We start from the raw sequence: 18,745 nt of genomic DNA on the forward strand, positions 1-18,745 counted from the left end.
TTAATTTCTTTTTCGAGCTATAATATGAATTGGCGTACCTTCAAATCCAAAAGCAGCACGGATTTGGTTCTCTAAATAGCGCTTATAAGAGAAATGCATTAATTCAACATCATTCACAAATACAACGAATGTTGGCGGTTCAATGGCAACTTGTGTCGCATAAAAGACATTAAGTCGTCTTCCTTTATCTGTTGGCGTAGGATTCATCGAAATCGCGTCTGTAATAACTTCATTCAATGTAGAACTTTGAACACGTTTTTTATGATTTTCGCTCGCTTCTTTAATGTATGGGAATAATGTACGTAATCTCGTACGTTCTTTTGCGGATACAAAAGCAATCTGTGCATAGTCTAAAAATTGGAATTCTTTTCGCACTTCATCTTCAAACTTTTTCATTGTTTTACTATCTTTTTCAACTGTATCCCATTTATTTACAACGATAACTACTGCCTTACCTTGTTCGTGTGCATAACCAGCTACACGTTTGTCTTGTTCAATAATACCTTGTTCAGCATCGATTACTACAAGAACAACATTTGAGCGTTCAATCGCTTTTAGCGCTCTTAATACTGAGTATTTTTCAGTTGATTCATATACTTTACCTTTTTTACGCATACCTGCAGTATCGATTAAAACATAATCTTGTCCATCATAACTATATTCAGTATCGATTGCATCTCTTGTTGTTCCTGCAACATTAGAGACAATGACACGATCTTCACCTAAGATAGCATTTACTAAACTTGATTTACCTACATTTGGACGTCCAATTATTGAAAGACGAATTGTATCTTCATCATATGGGTCTTCTTCCTCTTCACCAAAATGTGATACAACTGCATCTAACAAATCACCAAGACCTAAACCATGAGATCCAGAAATTGGATATGGTTCTCCAAAACCTAATGAATAGAAATCATACACGTCTGTACGCATTTCCATATTATCTACTTTATTAACCGCTAATACGACCGGCTTTTTAGATTTGTATAAAATTTGAGCAACCATTTCGTCGCTTTGTGTCAATCCTTCACGCACGTTAACCATAAAAATGATAACATCCGCTTCATCAATGGCGATTTCTGCCTGTGCTCTAATTTGTGTTTGGAATGGTGCATCACCAATTTCGATACCACCAGTATCAATAATATTAAAATCGTGTGTCAACCACTCACCTGAAGAATAAATACGGTCTCGTGTTACACCTGGCGTATCTTCAACGATTGATACACGTTCACCAACTATTCTATTAAAAATTGTAGATTTACCTACGTTAGGCCTACCTACAATTGCTACTATAGGTTTAGTCATAAGCTAACTTCCTCTCTTTCTTATATCTTTTTAATAATATCACATGACACTGTGTAATCAAAATGTGTTTATAATTGTGCTAAGAAAAATTATTATCAAAATATAACAATTCAAAATAACTAACTTTTATGTTTTCTAGCATTCATTTCAAATTTAGATAATATTATAAAAAAATACTCCACATGTGTATCAAAAGCATGTGGAGTTCATCATAATATTTATATTCAAATTATAATTTAAGATTTTTCAGCTTATCACCAATCATATCGCCAATCGTTGGATTATCTTCATCTTCATTATCTAAGTATGCCTCAGTTGTTGCAGGATCACTTTCAATAACGTCTTCATTTGGTAATGTAGCTTTGATAGACAATGATACTCTCTCATTTTCTTCATCAATGCCTAAAATTTTAACGCTAACTTGTTGACCAGGTTCTAGTACTTCACCTGGTGAACCAATATGTTTATGTGCAATTTCTGAAATATGTACTAGTCCTTGCACACCAGGTGCAATTTCAACAAATGCACCAAAATTCGCTAACCTAACCACGACGCCTTCGATAACATCGTTTTCATGGAATTGCCCTTTAATGTTTTCGAAAGGTGTAGGCAACGTATCTTTGATTGATAATGAAATACGCTCTGTATCTCTATCAATAGATTTAATTTTAACTTTTACATCTTGACCAATTGATACTACCTCTTCTGGTGTTTGGACGTGTTCATGTGAAAGTTCTGACACGTGAACTAGACCATCAACACCACCGATATCAATAAATGCACCAAATTGTGTTAAACGTGCTACTTTACCGTCAATAACATCGCCTTCATTTAATGATTGTAATAATTGATCTTTTTTAGCGTCATTTTCTTCTTGTTCAACTGCTTTACGGCTTAAAATGACTCTATTATTTTCAGGGTCTAACTCTTCAACTTTAATGCGAATTGTTTGTCCATCAAATACAGAGAAATCCTCAATGAAGTCTGTTGAAATTAATGAAGCTGGTACAAAACCTCTTTGTCCTACATCTACGACTAAACCACCTTTAACTACTTCCGTAACTTTCGCTTCGATGATTTCATTATTGTCCAATTTCTCTTGTAAATAGCTGTAAGACTTCTCAGTTTCAAGTTGTCTTCTAGATAAAATGTAAGCTCCAGATTCGTTTTCTTCATCAAACTCAACTTTAGTGACATACGCCTCAACTTCATCGCCCACTTTTACAACTTCACTTGGACTATCAATATGATGCGTAGATAGCTGACTAATAGGTATAATACCGTTAAATTTACCACCGTTGATATGAACAACAACTTGTTTATCTTCAACTTGTTGCACTTCACCAGTGACTTTGTCACCTTCTTTAATATCGTTAATCATTGATTCATTGAATTCTTCAGTCATCTTGTTTGCCTCCTTATACACTACATATTTATAACATCTTATAAACTGACAGAATTGTCAAGAAATTCTACCTCGATTACATTTTACGAAATAGTCATATACATAAATATGTCACTTTATCATATTCAAGTCGTCATATTGACAAATATTTATTACAACCATTTTTGTATCAAAGTAATGCAGTTCGCTATGTTTATACATATTTTTTGTATAAAAATTAGCATAACTCACTATTTAGTTTAATAAGTCTGTCATTTCATTGTTCTCTACAAGATATATTATAGTAAAATTTTATACTTTTATAAAACAAAAAGCCACGTAATTAAGAAACTTTTACATTCTGATAGTAAGAAGTGTGTATAAAAGGCATCATTCTTTAATCATTACATTTGTTAATACTAATAATAATCCAATGCAAAATTGTTTTTGTGTACATATAAGCTGTGGTTAATGTTTAAGAAGCTTATATAATAAATCAATTGCGATTCTTTATTATTTCTGCCTAACTTCCTCGTTTTAATTTTAATTTCGCAAAAAAAATTAAAGTACATGCTTATTTATGATTTTGTTAGAGCAATTCAGAAACTGTTTATATATCTGTTGAATTATCAAGAGGATTGATCTAATTATACATTTTCACTTTAAGTATTATCGTTATTCGTATTAAAATTAACAAAAAGCCATTTCTATTCAACTTGAATAAAAACAGCCTTTTCTGTTCGTCAAAGATTTTAAATTTTATTAATGTTACCTTTGTAATTACTTAATTTGATTAACCATCTCTAAAATTTCTTCTGTAACCTCTTCAATTGATTTGCCAGTTGTATCTAATGTAATTGCGTCATCAGCTTTTCTTAGAGGCGAAATCTCACGGTTCATATCATATTGATCACGTGCTTCAATATCTCTTTTTAAATCTTCAAAATTAGATTCAATGCCTCTTAACTGATTATCTTTTAAACGTCGTTCTGCACGTTCTTCAACTGAAGCAATCATATACACTTTTAAATCTGCATCCGGTAAAACTACTGTACCTATATCACGACCATCCATTACGATACCTTTTTCTGCAGCTAATTCTTTTTGTTTTTTAACAGCGAATGAACGAACAGGTTCTTTTGAAGCTACGTATGAAACATGTTGCGTCACATCATTACTTCTTAAATAGTCTGTAACATCTTCGTTATCTAAAATGACACATTGACCTTTATCTGCTTTATAAGTTAAATCTAATGTTGTTTGGTCAACAAGTTTTGCAAAGTCCTCAGTTTTATTTAATTTTAAATATTTATAAGTTAATGCACGATACATTGCTCCTGTATCGACATAAATCATAGATAGTTCACTTGCTACACGCTTTGCTATTGTACTTTTACCGGCAGCAGCTGGACCATCTAATGCAATATTAATGGCTTTCATGCGTCATTTCCCTTCCTTGTCGTTTTATGAATAATATTTTATCATAATTAGGTAAACGAAATATAGGAGGAAATATATGAAACATCTACTTGTTATTCATACCGGTGGCACAATAAGTATGTCACAAGATCAATCTAATAAAGTAGTAACAAATGATATCAACCCTATTTCGATGCATCAAGATGTTATTAATCAATATGCACAAATAGATGAATTAAACCCTTTTAATGTTCCATCACCTCATATGACTATCCAACACGTTAAACAATTAAAGGATATTATTTTAGATGCAGTATCAAAAAAATATTATGATGGTTTTGTTATCACACACGGTACTGATACATTAGAAGAAACTGCCTTTTTATTAGATTTAATATTAGGTATTGAAGAACCTGTTGTAATCACTGGTGCAATGCGTTCATCAAATGAAATTGGGTCAGACGGTTTATATAACTATATTTCCGCTATTCGTGTAGCTTCTGATGAAAAAGCACGCCATAAAGGTGTTATGGTTGTATTTAATGATGAAATTCATACCGCGCGAAATGTAACTAAAACCCATACTTCAAATACCAATACTTTTCAAAGTCCGAATCACGGACCACTAGGTGTTCTGACAAAAGATCGTGTTCAATTCCACCATATGCCTTATCGTCAACATGCTTTGCCAAATGTTAATGAATCACTTAATGTACCGCTAATTAAAGCGTACATGGGTATGCCTAGTGATATTTTTAAATTTTACAGTCGTGAAGGAATCGATGGCATGGTCATTGAAGCGCTGGGACAAGGTAATTTACCTCCTAGTGCATTGAATGGCATTCAAGAATTAGTCAAACTCAATATACCTATTGTTTTAGTATCTCGTTCTTTCAACGGTATAGTAAGTCCTACTTATGCTTACGATGGTGGTGGATATCAACTCGCTCAACAAGGATTTATTTTCTCAAATGGTTTAAATGGTCCTAAAGCACGTTTGAAATTATTAGTTGCTATAAGTAATCATTTAGACATCACTAAATTAAAATCATATTTTGAAATGTAATTTTAAAGTAAAATAAAAAAGGTCTATTTGCATCGGTTAGTCATCAACAAAGTTTGACATAATAAGTATGTCAATTGTTGAATAGTTAAACTTCTAGCAGATAGACCTTTCGAGATTTATGATTCTAACGGTGTTTGTTTTTTAGCAAGCATGCTTTGAGCGATAATACCACCGTGGAACTTACCATTTTCAATAAAAATAGTATTAGCATCGTTTCCTGCTGCGATTACACCTGCAATGTAACAATTTTCGACATTGGTTTCGTACGTTTCTTTATTATACATAGGTGCAGTTCCGAATTCATTGGTGTTAATTTGTATACCTACAGATTTTAAAAATTCATAATCTGGATGATATCCAATCATTGCAAATACATAATCGTTGTGAATTGTCTTACTCTTTCCATTTACTTCATAAGTCAAAGTATCTTCAGTAATTTGTGTGACATTGGCATTGAATTCCATGTCTATTTTTTCATGATTTACAAGTGCTGTGAAGTTCGGAAGTATCCACGGTTTAATTGACGGTGAATAATCACCACCTCGATATAATACTGTAACGTTAGCACCAGCTTTTTCTAATTCTAATGCAGCATCAATCGCTGAGTTTTTACCGCCAATAATTACAACGTCTTGATCGAAGTATGGATGCGCTTCTTTAAAGTAATGGAAAACTTTTGATAAATCAGCACCTTCAACTTCTAATGTATTATGCTGTCCATAGTATCCAGTTGCAATTGTCAAAAAGCGACATTCATATACATCTTTCGTTGTAGTTATTGTAAATTTATTATCTATTTTTTTAACTGTTAACACTTCTTCGAATGCATTCACCCTTAATTGATGATGCTTCACAACTTCACGATAATATACTAACGCTTGATTACGTCTTGGCTTACTTTCTTCTACGATAAATGGCACGTCCCCAATACTTAATTTATCGCTTGATGAGAAAAATGTTTGGTGTGTTGGATAATTATATATTGATTCAACGACATTGCCCTTTTCAATAATTAGCGTGTCAATGCCTTTTCTTTTTTGTTCAATAGCCGCACTTAAACCGCATGGCCCTCCACCAATTATAATACTTTCTACTTTTTGCATTGTTTCGGCCTCCTTTAATCCCAAACTATTATAACAGTTCAATAGTTGCTAAGCTAAGTCTGTGCTTAATAATTTATGATATATTTTCGACAATTAGTAGGTTTACACTAAAATATTGTCGTCTGTGCAATTGCACAATTCATATGTTTAGTTTCATTAGGGAAAGAAAATCAAAAACTTAAGTCATAACCCGATATTGAATATTGATAATCCTAATTTGATATTTAAGCAATACGTCAATTTCTTATATTTAATCTTGATTATGAGTGAACAGCAATAAATTGGATACTTATTAATGAAGTTACTGATAAATACTTTCTAAATCTTCACGAAAAAAACTGCTACATTACAATAAGTGATTTATAAGTAAATCAGATTTCTCTGAGCTTACTTTAGAACACAAATGTGAATGTAGCAGTTAAATTTAAAAGTTGCATCGATATTGATTATGGAATAATAATTTGTTGGCCATTTCTAATATTATTACCACTTAAACCATTAGCACGTCTAATTTTCTCAACATTTTCAGGTGAACCTGAACCGTAGTATTGAATTGCGATTCGGTAAAGGTTTTCTTGACCACTAACTGTATGTCTTTGGCCTCCACCTTGACGTTGCTGTTGTTGGTTTTGATTTGCTTGTTGTTGATTTTGGTTGTTTTGCGTTTGATTGTTCGCTTGATTTGCAGTATTTTGATTATTATTTGACTCGTCAGTAGTTGCTTTGTCTTTATCATCAGATTTTGATTTGTCATTGTCTTCAGATTTTGATTTATCTTTAGCAGAATCTGTTGAAGTTGCTTTATCTTTATTATCATCAGATTTATTTTTGTTCGTATTCGCTATTTTATTTTCTTTCGTACCGTTATTATGATTATTTAATGCCATACCACCAAATATTGCTAACGCACCTACAATTAAAACAGCTGCAATTAAAGGTAATAAAACTTTTGTCATACCACCTTTTTTATGATCTTTTTTCTTGTCATGATGATCACGATGTTCATGATTATGATTCGTTTGAGCAGAAGCTTGTTGTTTTGAAGCAGCAGTTGAAGCACCTACTGCACCAGCTGTACCTGCGCCGACAGCTGCACCTTTTTTATTATTATAATCTTTTTCCTTCTTTTTCGCTTCTTTACTTTCAGTAGACTTTTCAATGTTATCTTTTTGAGCATTTTGTTGATCTTTTGCATGATGATTAGCTTTAGATGCGCCACCAATTGCCCCCGCAACACCTGCTGTACCTGCACCAATGGCTGCAGCTTTTTTACCATTATGATTTTCTTTTGTATCATTATTTTTTGAATCTAAAGATACATCATTGCTATTCTCTTCTGATTCTTTTGACTTATTAGCATCAGTTGAAAAATGCGGTTTAGGTTGTTGTACTTTTTCATTTTCAACGTTGTTTGCTACGCTTTTATTTTCCTTTGCATCTCTTTTTTCTTGAGTTTCCTCTTGTTTCACATTTTCTTCATTTGGTTCTGGATGTGATTTATCCATTGCAAATGCATTTTTAGTGTAATTTGATTCATCTTTATGAGGCTTACTTTCATGATGGCTAGCTTCTTGATTCAGAGAACTATGTAATGATGAATCATCTTGGCGATCATCTAACGTTCCAGCTTCATTTTGAACTTTATCTTCAGACACTTGTGATTCTTGGTGTTCTTGTTTATTATGATTCGTTGCTAAATCACGACGTCTTTTTCTTCTTTGGGCATTTCTTGGCGGAAACTGTTGCTCCGTTTTCTCTGTTGTATCTTGATGTTCTACTTCTGCTTGGTCTTTTTCAACATCTTCTATATGATCTTGATGTGAATTTGTGTCTATCGATTGACGATTTTTTTCAAAGTCATCTTTAAAATTATTAGACATAGCCATCTTCCTTTCAATTCTATTACAATGATTTTACATAAAATATACCCATATGACACATGTTTATGTATATTTTTCAAAATTATTTCAATCATTTTTCAATTGTGTATACACTAATTATAGCTTGTCAATTTTCTTTTAGTAAAGTAATACTATCTGGGAAATAAATTTTGCAATTTTTCTTCAAAACCGATGCTTCTAATTACTTTTTTCTTATTTGGAATTATTATATCTTGTATATTCGAATCATTGTCACAACACTGTTCTTGTGTTGGTGGATATTCTCCAAAAAATTCTAACAAATACTTGCGTCTACATTGATCTAACTTACTATAACCAATCATGCGGAAGAATCCTAATTGTTTTCGTTTAAATGATTGTTTAAAAATTTGCTTTAATGTTCCAATTTTATAGAAAGAATGTAATGTTGATAAAATGTTTTGTTTATCTGGAAGTAGAAATTCACCTATTTCAAAATTTTGTACATCTGCCTCTGTAATCATATCCGCAAATAATAACGTTTCTAAAATATACTTATCATCCGGTTGATATAAACTGATTGCTTGACTTCGTTCACCATCTCGACCAGCACGACCAATCTCTTGTATATAATTTGAAGGGCTAGTTGATAGATGAAAATGGATAATTGTTCTTATATCTTTTTTATTAATCCCCATTCCAAAAGCACTCGTTGCAACTATAACTGGAATATCATTATTCAAAAATTGTTGTTGGACTGTTTGACGTTCTTGGTAATTCATATCTCCATGATATATACCTGTTAAAAAGCCATAATCATATATCATTTGAGCCAAATTTAGACACATCTTTTTAGCAGATACGTATATAATTGTTGGACCAGAATGTTCAAGAAATGGTAGAAGCCAGTCAATTTTATCTTCATCATCCTGAAAATTAAGATGTTTGAAACTTATGTTCGGACGATTCATTGTAGTTTTAATAACATTAAATTGAATAGATAGCATTTCTGTTAAATCATCTTGTAAATGTGGAGGTGCAGTAGCCGTCAAGGCTAATACGACAGCTTCTTTAAAATGTCTAGTAACTTTACCAATTAATGCATAATGCGGTCTAAAATCATAGCCCCATTCCGATAAACAATGTGCTTCATCTAAAACAATCATGCCAAAGTCTATTTTAGAAATTAATTTAAAATTGGCAGGTTGTAGTAGGAATTCTGGACTCAAAAAGATAAATCGACTATGTCGTAATACTTTGATATTATACTTTTTTTCAATTTCATCCATACCTGAGTGAATACAAGCAACACGTTTCTCACCATTAATCTTTAATTGCATCACTTGATCATCCATTAAAGAAATTAATGGAGATACAATTAATGTCGGCTTATTAGAAAGATATGTTGGTAGTTGATAACATAAACTTTTACCGCTACCAGTAGGAAGAATGCCAAGTGTATGTTCACGTTTCAATACACTTTCTATTATTTCTTGTTGACCTGGTTTAAAACTGTCAAATCCAAAATTATCTTTTAAAGCTTTATGCAACATTGAGATCACCTCTTTCAATTCCAACAATCAATACTTTTATTTGGAAGTATGAAAGTGAGTCAAATTTATCTTTGTAATATTTTAATCGTTCACCACGATGTTGCTGATAAAAATTAAAAAATTGCTGCATTAGTGCGTCATCAACATAGTCATCATAATTTGACATATAACCTTTTATTAAAATTTCTAACACATGATCTTCTATTGTATTAATTTTAACTTGCTGTTGTGAAGCAATGCTTTCCATTGAAACGGGTTCAAGTAATTTTGTATAAGTAATAAATGTCTGATTTGATAATGTAGGTTTCATTATTAAACTTGATAAAACTGTATAGTCATCACTTTCTAATTCAAACATCATTGCCACTAAATTATTCATTTCGTACTCAAATAACTGTTGCTGTGATATTTGTTCTATTAAACTCACTTGCTGTCGTGTATACATTGGCTCATCATAGCCTTGCAAATAATAATGTAAATAACAAGGTCCTTTAACTTCAATTGCTTTAAATAAATTATGCAATTCATTTTCAAAATCACTTTGTAATTCTTTTTCTTTAATATGGTTATAGACAATTTTCACTGTTTCTTGTATCTTATTATTTTGAGAGATTGGAATAAATTGAAATTCTTGTTGCTTAATATTAGACATCGTCTGAACTAATAGTTGTATTGCCTGAAATGTTTGCACCATGCTTTCAAATGTAAACCTTGGATGCAAAGCAATTTCTATTTTAGAGTTAAATTCATTAATATTTTCTAAAAATAGCTCAAAAGACGGATATTTTAATAGTGGTAAACTATGATATAATGACAACTGTTGTTGACTACAAGCGTCAAAAAAGGTTTGGTGAGATTTCTTACCGACTAATATATTGTAAATACTTTTATTTGTTTTATAGTTAAATGTTTGTTGTAATGCTGTTTTTATAATGTGTTGCAAGTTTAACCCTCACTCTGTAAAACGGATAATTTGAAAATAAAAAAGATGCTGTCTAAAATTTTAGTCACATTACTATTTTAGCATTTTTATCAAAGGAGGCGAAGACATTGGCAAAATATACAATCGTTGATATGGATACTTGTATTGCATGTGGTGCATGCGGTGCAGCAGCGCCAGATATATATGATTACGACGACGAAGGTATTGCTTTCGTAATCCTTGACGATAACCAAGGTACTGCAGAAGTACCAGAAGAATTATATGAAGACATGGAAGATGCATTAGATGGTTGCCCTACAGATTCTATTAAAATTGCAGACGAATCATTTGATGGGGACGCTTTAAAATATGAATAAATTGATGCGTTGTGATTAATACTCAATATAAAAAGCAGGTATGCTATCGTTAATTGATAGTTGCCTGCTTATATTTTTATGTGTAATTATTTTGATTAAAGTTTATTAAATTCTTTTCAAGAAATTCGCCAGCCTTCTATATAGCAAAATAAATACAATAGAAATGACGATACCTTTGATAATATTGAATGGTATAATTCCTGACACAATGATTACTTTAAGATTATTTACGATATCAGTTAAATTGAAAATCATTCCGTATAAAGGTAATAGAACGAAATAGTTCAAGATACTCAACACAATAGTCATAACAATTGTTGCGATGATTAATCCAGTAACCAAAGATTTTGTTGAACGTTTATTTTTATAGATGGCGTATGCAGTTAATAAGAAACTTGCGCCCGCTAAAAAGTTAGCAAACGGTCCAACTGGATCACCCATATTAAATAAGTAATTTAATAAATTTTTGACTAGCGCTACAATGATTCCGGCAACTGGTCCAAATGTAAATGTTGCCAGTAATGACGGTACATCACTAAAATCTAAAGTTAAGTATGGTGGCAGAAATGGTATAGGAAACTTGATAAAAGTTAACACAAACGCAATTGCGCTCAACATACTTATAGTGATAAGACGTTTATTTTGTTGCATATTCAATTTTCTCCTTCCATTCATCTCGTAAGAATAGGAGGATTATTGCACAACAAAAAACCTCCATCTTCTCCCATCCAGACTATACTGTCGGCTCTAGAATCTCACTAGATCAGCCACTAATATGAAACATACTAGCAGGTCGCAGGCTTAATTTACTGCCGGTTGGGAATTACACCCGACCCCGAAGATGAATTTAACATTATTAAATTTAATTCTCATTAATTTTATACTATATATCACAAAACCTCAATAACTATGCTTAAATTAGAGCATAGTTACGTTGGTGTTGCATGATGCATTGGTGATTTAAGTTCATTGGCTGGATAGGTTTGATAGGTTTTGGGGATGGCAATTTTTAGATACTTTTTTGACACTACCCTTTTATTACCTATAAGAAAAACTAATTATTAACGTTGCCTTTTTCATGATTAAATACTCCTACTTCTATTGAATCTTTCTTACTATAATTAGGTCTTGTTGTGTTAATATATTTATCAGCAATTTGAAGAGAAACATTCAAATCATGAGGAATATTCTTTTTCTTTTTTAGTACTTCAGAAAAATCAATCATCTCGTCTATTGTATTGTCTTTTGTGTAATTGTCTTTAGTGCTAAATAAAGTTGTAACAACATATGGACGAGATTTATCTTTAAGTTGTTTTTTTGAGTTTTTCATACCATCCCTAAAAGACTTATCATTCTCTTTGATTAAGGGTTGAAAATACTTTTTATATTCATCTAGAGTATATGGAACAGCAGTCAAATAATAATATTCATTTCTAAAACCACTATTCTGCGTTTTCATAATTGCATTTTCAGTATAACCAGTATATTTATATTTACTTTTATATTCTTTTAAAACTTCTGTTAAATTATCCAACTCTTCCTTATGTGCTCGATATTCAAAGCCACTGAGTACTGTACCAACTAAAGTACTCATATCATCACCTTTATCCTCACTTCTTAATGAACTATTACTGTCTATGATCGATTTATCAAATGGAATACTCGCATTAAATACGATATCGTGGTCATCACAATGAACGAATACTTCTACACCATCGCCACTACCTACAACATTGGTAGCTTTAACTTTTAGACCGAAGTTATCCATAAAAAATTGTTCGCCTCGTTTAGCAATTTTATCTTTATGTTTCTTCGCAAATTCAATCGCATCTTTTTCTGCAGGTGGTTGGAAACCTTGCCCAACATATTTTGAAGCTTCCATTTCTTCTGGAACAGATTTCGTTTCTGTTTCTGATTCTGTGTCTTTATTTGATTTATTTTCCATCGTGGAACATCCTGATAATAGTAGTGTTGCTATTAAGATTAATTTTGCCTTTTTAAACATATCTCATCACCCATTTATGTGTTTGTTTAGAATATTAAAAGCAATATTTTTAATGTAATTCATCTTTACTGTACACCCCTAATTCTATTGGATGATTATCATCATAGAAGGGATTATTAGTTTTAATAGTAGGTTTCCCTATTTGAATTGTAATTGTAGATTTTTCTGGTTTATTTTTTAAATCATACAATTTATTGCTTAGTTTAATTGCATCATTTATTGTATTGTCTTTAGTAAAATTTTTCTTTGTACTAAACAATGTTGCTACTGCATCTGTATCAGCAGCGTAATTCACTTCTTTTCTTGCTCGTTCCATTCCTTCTTTAAATTCTTTATCATTTTTTTGAATCAATGGTTCATAATACTTACGATATTCATCTAAACTTATAGTCGTGTATGTAATATAGAAATATTCATTTTTATATCCGACATTTTGTGTCTTGTTGATTGCTTCTTTAGTAAAGCCTGTATATTGATATTTCTTTTCATTTTCTTTGAAAAATTTATATAAATTATCATACTTTTCTTTTTGTGCTCGATATTCAAAGCCACTGAGTACTGTACCCACCATCATACTCATATCACCACTTTTGTCCTCACTTCTTAATGAGCTATCACTCTCAATTATCGATTTATCAAATGGAATACTCGCATTAAATACGATGTCGTGGTCATCACAATGCACGTATACTTCTACGCCTTTTCCACTACCTACAACATTCGTAGCTTTAACTTTTAGACCGAAGTTATCCATAAAAAATTGTTCGCCTCGTTTAGCAATTTTATCTTTATGCTTCTTCGCAAATTCAATCGCATCTTTTTCTGCAGGTGGTTGGAAGCCTTGGCCTACATATTTTGAGGCTTCCATTTCTTCTGGCACAGATTTTGTTTCTTTGTTGGATTCGTTATTGGTAGTTGAACATCCTGATAGTAGCAGTGTTGCTATTAAGATTAATTTTGCCTTTTTAAACATATCTCATCACCCATTTATGTTTTTATTTAGAAGTTTCATTTTGCATATAGTTATACTCACTTAATTTATTTGCATCTTTTAGTTCACCTATATATAAACCTCCAAGTACATCTACTTGTGTTAAATAATCTCTGATTTTAATTTAATTATTCATTAATTTAGCAATTTGAAGCCAATCATCTCCAATACCCAATGATTTTAATGGATTATCTAGATTAATTGCCTCATTAGATGTTCCTTGATAAACAATCGACTGTTGACCAGTTGGATTCCCCTGATCATAAAGAAGCTCGTATGTTTTTATATTAAGGTGTAACTAACATATTGTGATTTTCTAATTGTTTAAACCGTTTACCATTTATTCTAAAGTTTTTTCATTTATATCTTGATAAACCCAATAACTGCTCAATTCTGTTAAACCTCTATCATTAATTTTATTCGTCTTCGAATGCTCCAAACGACACTACTTTCTTATCATCAAACCGAGCTCTTTTTGTGCCAATAAGTTTATTTCCTAATTGAGTAGTTATAGTATTTTTGATTGGCATATCTTTTGTTCTTTCAATTTTCTCGGATAATTCTATTACATTACTTATCTTTTCTTTTCTATTTTTTTCATCATTCGTACTAAACAATGTTGCTACAGTATTAGTATTAGCAGTATAATTTAGCTCTTTTCTGGCTTTTTGCATTCCCTCTTTAAATTCTTTATCATTTTTATGAATCAATGGTTCATAATATTTACGATATTCTTTTAAGTTTCTTGATAAATATGTGATATAAAAATATTCATTTTGATACCCAACATTTTGCGTCTTGTTGATTGCTTCTTTAGTAAAGCCTGTATATTGATATTTCTTTTCATTATCTTTAAAAAATTTATATAAATTATCATACTTTTCTTTTTGCGCTCGATATTCAAAACCACTGAGTACTGTACCTACCATCATACTCATATCATCACCATTGTCATTACTACGCATTGATCCTTTTTGATGGATGGCATCTTTGTACAAAGGTAGACTTGCATTAAATACAATGCCATGATCATCACAATGCACATAAACGTCTACACCATCATCTTACCTACGACATTGGTAGCTTTAACTTTTAGACCGAAGTTATCCATAAAAAATTGTTCACCTACTTTTCCAAATTCTTTACGATGCTTCTTCGCAAATTCAATCGCATCTTTTTCTGCAGGTGGTTGGAAACCTTGGCCTACATATTTTGAAGCTTCCATTTCTTCAGATACAGATTTTGTTTCTGTTTTTGTGTCTTTATTTGATTTATTTTCCATCGTGGAACATCCTGATAGTAGTAGTGTTGCTATTAAGATTAGTTTAGTTCTTTTAAACATAGCTCATCACCCATTTATGTGTTTGTAAAACTTTTATGTTTGAAAAAGCTACTTATTCTCAATGAAAACAAGTAGCTTTTAATAAATAATTAGTATACTGCTAGTTTTTCTAATTGCTCTTTAACTTGAATTAAGTTTGAACGAATTAACGAAGCAGATTGATCCATTGTTTGAATAGCTTGCCCTTCATTTTCGTTCAAGCCATTACAAACAACTTCAAACTGTTGTGCCATTTGATCAAGACGTGCATGAGCTTGAGTGTTTAAAATAAACATATCATCATAATGAGATGGTTCAAAAATTTGATTAACAATTAATGGCTTCATATTTCTAACAATGTCATCTAAGTGATTTTCTAAAATTGGTGAAGCTGTTTTTAAGTTATTTAAAAATTCATCTAAATTTTTAAGTTTACTTTTTAAAACTTCAAGGCTTTTATCAATTTCGTCGACATTTATTCCCATAGCCTTTATCTTTATTTTCATTGTTACTTTGTATATTAAACTGCTTATTTCATAAATATGTCTCACAGCTGTTTCTACCGAATGTATAACTTCAAGAATATAGTTTAATACTGGTTCAAAATAATTATTGTAAGTTTCTTGAACATAATCACTAATTTTGTTAACTGCATTATCAATATGGTTTTTTAAAATTGTCATTTTTCTAGTTAAATAATTAGAAGATTGTACTTGACCCGAAATCATATGTTCACCGCTATAATTAATAGATAAGTTTCCATCCATTACCGTTGCATCTTGATGTGACATTATATTTTTAATATCGGTTATCTGCTCTCCATATACATCATTTTGTTTTTTTACAAAATTTATATTATTATTCACAACATTTAAATGCTTCATCATTTCCTCTGTCACGCCATCTTCAAAATCATGATCTAAATTTTTAAACATTTCTTTAATTACGTTATCAAGTGAATCATGTAAACTTTCTATGCCACGTTGTAATTTTTTATCTAAATCTTCAAGCATTTCTTCAATAGTATTTAATTCAAAAATAAGGCCTGCAACTGATAAAAATATGAAAGCAATTCCAACAAGATTTTTTTTGACATTATCAATTGCGCTAAATGCATCCTTTTTCAAAGAAGTTAATTCCCTACTCATCCCTTCAAGGATATCAACTTCGACAATATTTTTAAAATCTTGTTTAAGTTTATGTTTTCTTTCTCCAAAATTAGAATTTTCAACCTGTGAAATGTTATAGCTCTCATTCAAATAATTTACACAATCGGTTAACATATTACTTGTTTCACCAGTTACCAAATTACTTAATGCACTAAGGTTTTCTAGATTTAATTTTATAGGAGTCCCTTTACCAGTTCTCGCTATTGAATCTCCTGTCCACACATTAATTGGAATCCTATCATCCATATTTATATCGATTTCAATAGTTTTTTTGACTTTTTTACCATTTTTAATCACAGTATCTTTAACTGATTTAATTTTATAAACTGGTAAATCCGTATAAGTATTATATCTTGGATTTAATTTTCTTTTATAACCTAAATGACTATTTACTAATCCATCTATCGTTGGCACACCAGTTTCTAAATTCACTCGTTTTCCTAGTGTCGGAGTGGCAAATGGATCTTGTAGCCAAGATAAAATATCAAACTTACTATGATAATTAATCATATTTTTAAAATTTTGAGATTTGAAATTTTCCCATATTGACTTTGGTAACATGGCAGGGTTTGTCGAAACTATATTTTTATCCGGATTAATCAAACCTTGATGGTTAGCACTTGCTCCTCCTTGAGAATTGCCCCCATCGGACTTAAGGGTTTTATTTTTATACGTAGACGGATTTTGCTTATATTTCTTTAAAAAATCAGAACTTTTAAGGGTATTTGCATCTTTTAGTTTCTGTTCATACGATTTAATATAAGCATTATTTTGTTCTAATAAAAAAGTTGACTTATTTTTATCATTCATCAACTTTATATTTTCAATCCAATCATCAGCAACCTTACCACGAAAAGGATTGCTTTTCACATCACTCTTTTGGTTATCTGTACCTTGAAATAATAAAACTTGCTTGCCTGTAGGTGTTTCATTTTCATCCAATAGTTCATAAACTTTTATATCTGAACTATTATTTTTATTAGCTACTTTCGTTATCTCTTCGACTTGTTTGAATTTTTTATCATTAACTCTAAATTTACTACCATCTTTAATATCTTGGTAGACCCAATAACCACTTAACTCAGTTAAATCTCTATCGTTTATATTGTTCATTTTCACTCAACCTCAATCTTAATAGGTTTGTTATCACTGTAATTTACTCGTTTAGTATCGATGGTAGATTTCGTTAGTTGTAAAAATATTTTGGTGTTTTCTAAATTAAGGTTTAACTTTTTCACGCTTTCGGATAAATCTATAACATCATCTAATTTCTCGTCCTTTGAAAAGTTTCTACTTTTCGAAAACAGTGTTGTATATACTTCTACTTCAGCTTTGTAGCCTACTCCTCTTCTTGCTTCTTTCATACCATTATTAAAATCTAGATTATTTTTTTTTATTAGAGGTTCGTAATATTTTCTATATTCTTGAAGTGTTGGTATATTTGCAACGATATAAAAATATTCATTTTCATAACCACTATTTTGTGTCTTGTTGATTGCTTCTTTAGTAAAGCCTGTATATTGATATTTCTTTTCATTATCTTTAAAAAATTTATATAAATTATCATACTTTTCTTTTTGCGCTCGATATTCAAAACCACTCAGTACTGTACCGACTAAAGTGCTCATATCATCGCCTTTGTCCTCACTTCTTAATGAGCTATCACTGTCAATAATTGATTTGTCAAATGGAATACTCGCATTAAATACGATATCGTGGTCATCACAATGAACGAATACCTCTACACCGTCGCCACTACCTACAACATTGGTAGCTTTAACTTTCAGACCGAAGTTATCCATAAAAAATTGTTCGCCTCGTTTGGCTATTTTATCTTTATGTTTCTTCGCAAATTCAATCGCATCTTTTTCTGCAGGTGGTTGGAAACCTTGGCCTACATATTTTGAAGCTTCCATTTCTTCTGGTACAGATTTTGTTTCTGTATTTGTGTCTTTTTTTGATTCATTTTCCATCGCGGAACATCCCCCTAAGATTAATGTCGTGGTTAAAACTGATCCAATGAATTTTTTCATATGACACCTCGAATAATTTAATTATTACAATATATCTATATTTTACCCTATTTTTATAATCAAATAAATAACTTTATCAAACTTTATATTTTTATATAAATTAGTAATATATTTAATAGTTGATATGCGCAAAAGTTCTAATTCCTAATCCACTTACAAAATTCCCAACATCAACCAAAAAACGCATGCTATAAATTAGAGTCTCTAATCAATAACATGCGTTCTTAAGTAA

14 protein-coding genes, 3 pseudogenes and 1 riboswitch are annotated in these 18,745 nt (G+C 31.0%); of the genes and pseudogenes, 2 read left to right on the forward strand and 15 right to left on the reverse strand.

Annotated elements, in window-relative coordinates:
* The 4 genes and pseudogenes from der to cmk form a co-directional block, all read right to left on the reverse strand.
* Complete coding sequence (gene der, locus SAMSHR1132_RS06895; RefSeq protein WP_000165527.1) at positions 1-1,311, reverse strand: ribosome biogenesis GTPase Der; 1,311 nt, start codon at positions 1,309-1,311, stop codon at positions 1-3.
* A gap of 229 nt (positions 1,312-1,540) precedes the next feature.
* Positions 1,541-2,716, reverse strand: a complete 1,176-nt coding sequence (rpsA, locus tag SAMSHR1132_RS06900; RefSeq protein ID WP_000133964.1) for a 30S ribosomal protein S1 — start codon at positions 2,714-2,716, stop codon at positions 1,541-1,543.
* Positions 2,717-2,972: 256 nt separating this feature from the next.
* Positions 2,973-3,077, reverse strand: a pseudogene (locus SAMSHR1132_RS06905) (hypothetical protein); the annotation flags it as partial.
* Between the two features lie 398 nt (positions 3,078-3,475).
* Positions 3,476-4,135 (reverse strand): (d)CMP kinase, encoded by a 660-nt coding sequence (cmk, locus tag SAMSHR1132_RS06910; RefSeq protein WP_000644396.1) that lies wholly within the window; start codon positions 4,133-4,135, stop codon positions 3,476-3,478.
* 76 nt (positions 4,136-4,211) lie between these two features.
* Here cmk and SAMSHR1132_RS06915 point away from each other — a divergent pair, with 76 nt between their 5' ends.
* Positions 4,212-5,180 (forward strand): asparaginase, encoded by a 969-nt coding sequence (locus SAMSHR1132_RS06915; protein WP_000681751.1) that lies wholly within the window; start codon positions 4,212-4,214, stop codon positions 5,178-5,180.
* 116 nt (positions 5,181-5,296) lie between these two features.
* On the opposite strand, the gene ypdA is transcribed toward SAMSHR1132_RS06915, so the two are convergent.
* From ypdA to SAMSHR1132_RS06935, 4 genes are all read right to left on the reverse strand, one after another.
* Positions 5,297-6,283 carry a bacillithiol disulfide reductase YpdA gene (ypdA, locus tag SAMSHR1132_RS06920; RefSeq protein WP_001174267.1) on the reverse strand — a complete coding sequence of 329 codons (987 nt, stop codon included), beginning with the start codon at positions 6,281-6,283 and terminating at the stop codon, positions 5,297-5,299.
* Positions 6,284-6,729: 446 nt separating this feature from the next.
* Positions 6,730-8,163, reverse strand: a complete 1,434-nt coding sequence (gene ebpS / locus SAMSHR1132_RS06925; protein ID WP_000069274.1) for an elastin-binding protein EbpS — start codon at positions 8,161-8,163, stop codon at positions 6,730-6,732.
* A gap of 152 nt (positions 8,164-8,315) precedes the next feature.
* Entirely contained in the window at positions 8,316-9,695 is a 1,380-nt protein-coding gene (locus SAMSHR1132_RS06930) for a RecQ family ATP-dependent DNA helicase (protein ID WP_000902480.1), read from the reverse strand.
* A complete protein-coding gene (locus SAMSHR1132_RS06935) occupies positions 9,685-10,638 on the reverse strand; it encodes a helix-turn-helix domain-containing protein (protein WP_001163806.1) in 954 nt (317 codons plus the stop codon). The genes SAMSHR1132_RS06930 and SAMSHR1132_RS06935 overlap by 11 nt, the downstream gene beginning before the upstream one ends.
* 107 nt (positions 10,639-10,745) lie before the next feature.
* Between SAMSHR1132_RS06935 and SAMSHR1132_RS06940 the strand changes: the two genes are divergently transcribed.
* Entirely contained in the window at positions 10,746-10,994 is a 249-nt protein-coding gene (locus tag SAMSHR1132_RS06940; RefSeq protein WP_001151999.1) for a ferredoxin, read from the forward strand.
* Between the two features lie 105 nt (positions 10,995-11,099).
* Here the strand turns inward: SAMSHR1132_RS06940 and SAMSHR1132_RS06945 are convergent, their stop codons facing one another.
* The 7 genes and pseudogenes from SAMSHR1132_RS06945 to SAMSHR1132_RS06975 form a co-directional block, all read right to left on the reverse strand.
* Positions 11,100-11,645, reverse strand: a complete 546-nt coding sequence (locus tag SAMSHR1132_RS06945; protein ID WP_001186904.1) for an ECF transporter S component — start codon at positions 11,643-11,645, stop codon at positions 11,100-11,102.
* A 61-nt stretch (positions 11,646-11,706) separates the two neighbouring features.
* Positions 11,707-11,841, reverse strand: a riboswitch (FMN riboswitch).
* A gap of 207 nt (positions 11,842-12,048) precedes the next feature.
* Positions 12,049-12,999, reverse strand: coding sequence for a DUF1672 domain-containing protein (locus SAMSHR1132_RS06950; protein WP_014373834.1), 951 nt, complete (start codon positions 12,997-12,999; stop codon positions 12,049-12,051).
* A 49-nt stretch (positions 13,000-13,048) separates the two neighbouring features.
* Positions 13,049-13,972 (reverse strand): DUF1672 domain-containing protein, encoded by a 924-nt coding sequence (locus tag SAMSHR1132_RS06955; RefSeq protein WP_000472940.1) that lies wholly within the window; start codon positions 13,970-13,972, stop codon positions 13,049-13,051.
* A gap of 40 nt (positions 13,973-14,012) precedes the next feature.
* Positions 14,013-14,429 (reverse strand): annotated as a pseudogene (locus SAMSHR1132_RS14420) (hypothetical protein); the annotation flags it as partial.
* Positions 14,407-15,332 (reverse strand): annotated as a pseudogene (locus SAMSHR1132_RS06965) (DUF1672 domain-containing protein). The pseudogenes SAMSHR1132_RS14420 and SAMSHR1132_RS06965, both read right to left, overlap by 23 nt.
* An 89-nt stretch (positions 15,333-15,421) precedes the next feature.
* Complete coding sequence (locus SAMSHR1132_RS06970) at positions 15,422-17,593, reverse strand: hypothetical protein (protein WP_001059755.1); 2,172 nt, start codon at positions 17,591-17,593, stop codon at positions 15,422-15,424.
* Between the two features lie 2 nt (positions 17,594-17,595).
* Positions 17,596-18,513, reverse strand: a complete 918-nt coding sequence (locus tag SAMSHR1132_RS06975) for a DUF1672 domain-containing protein (RefSeq protein ID WP_014373836.1) — start codon at positions 18,511-18,513, stop codon at positions 17,596-17,598.
* Positions 18,514-18,745: the final 232 nt, after the last annotated feature.

The organism is Staphylococcus argenteus (assembly GCF_000236925.1).
In the GTDB taxonomy this organism is placed as follows: Bacteria; Bacillota; Bacilli; order Staphylococcales; family Staphylococcaceae; genus Staphylococcus; species Staphylococcus argenteus.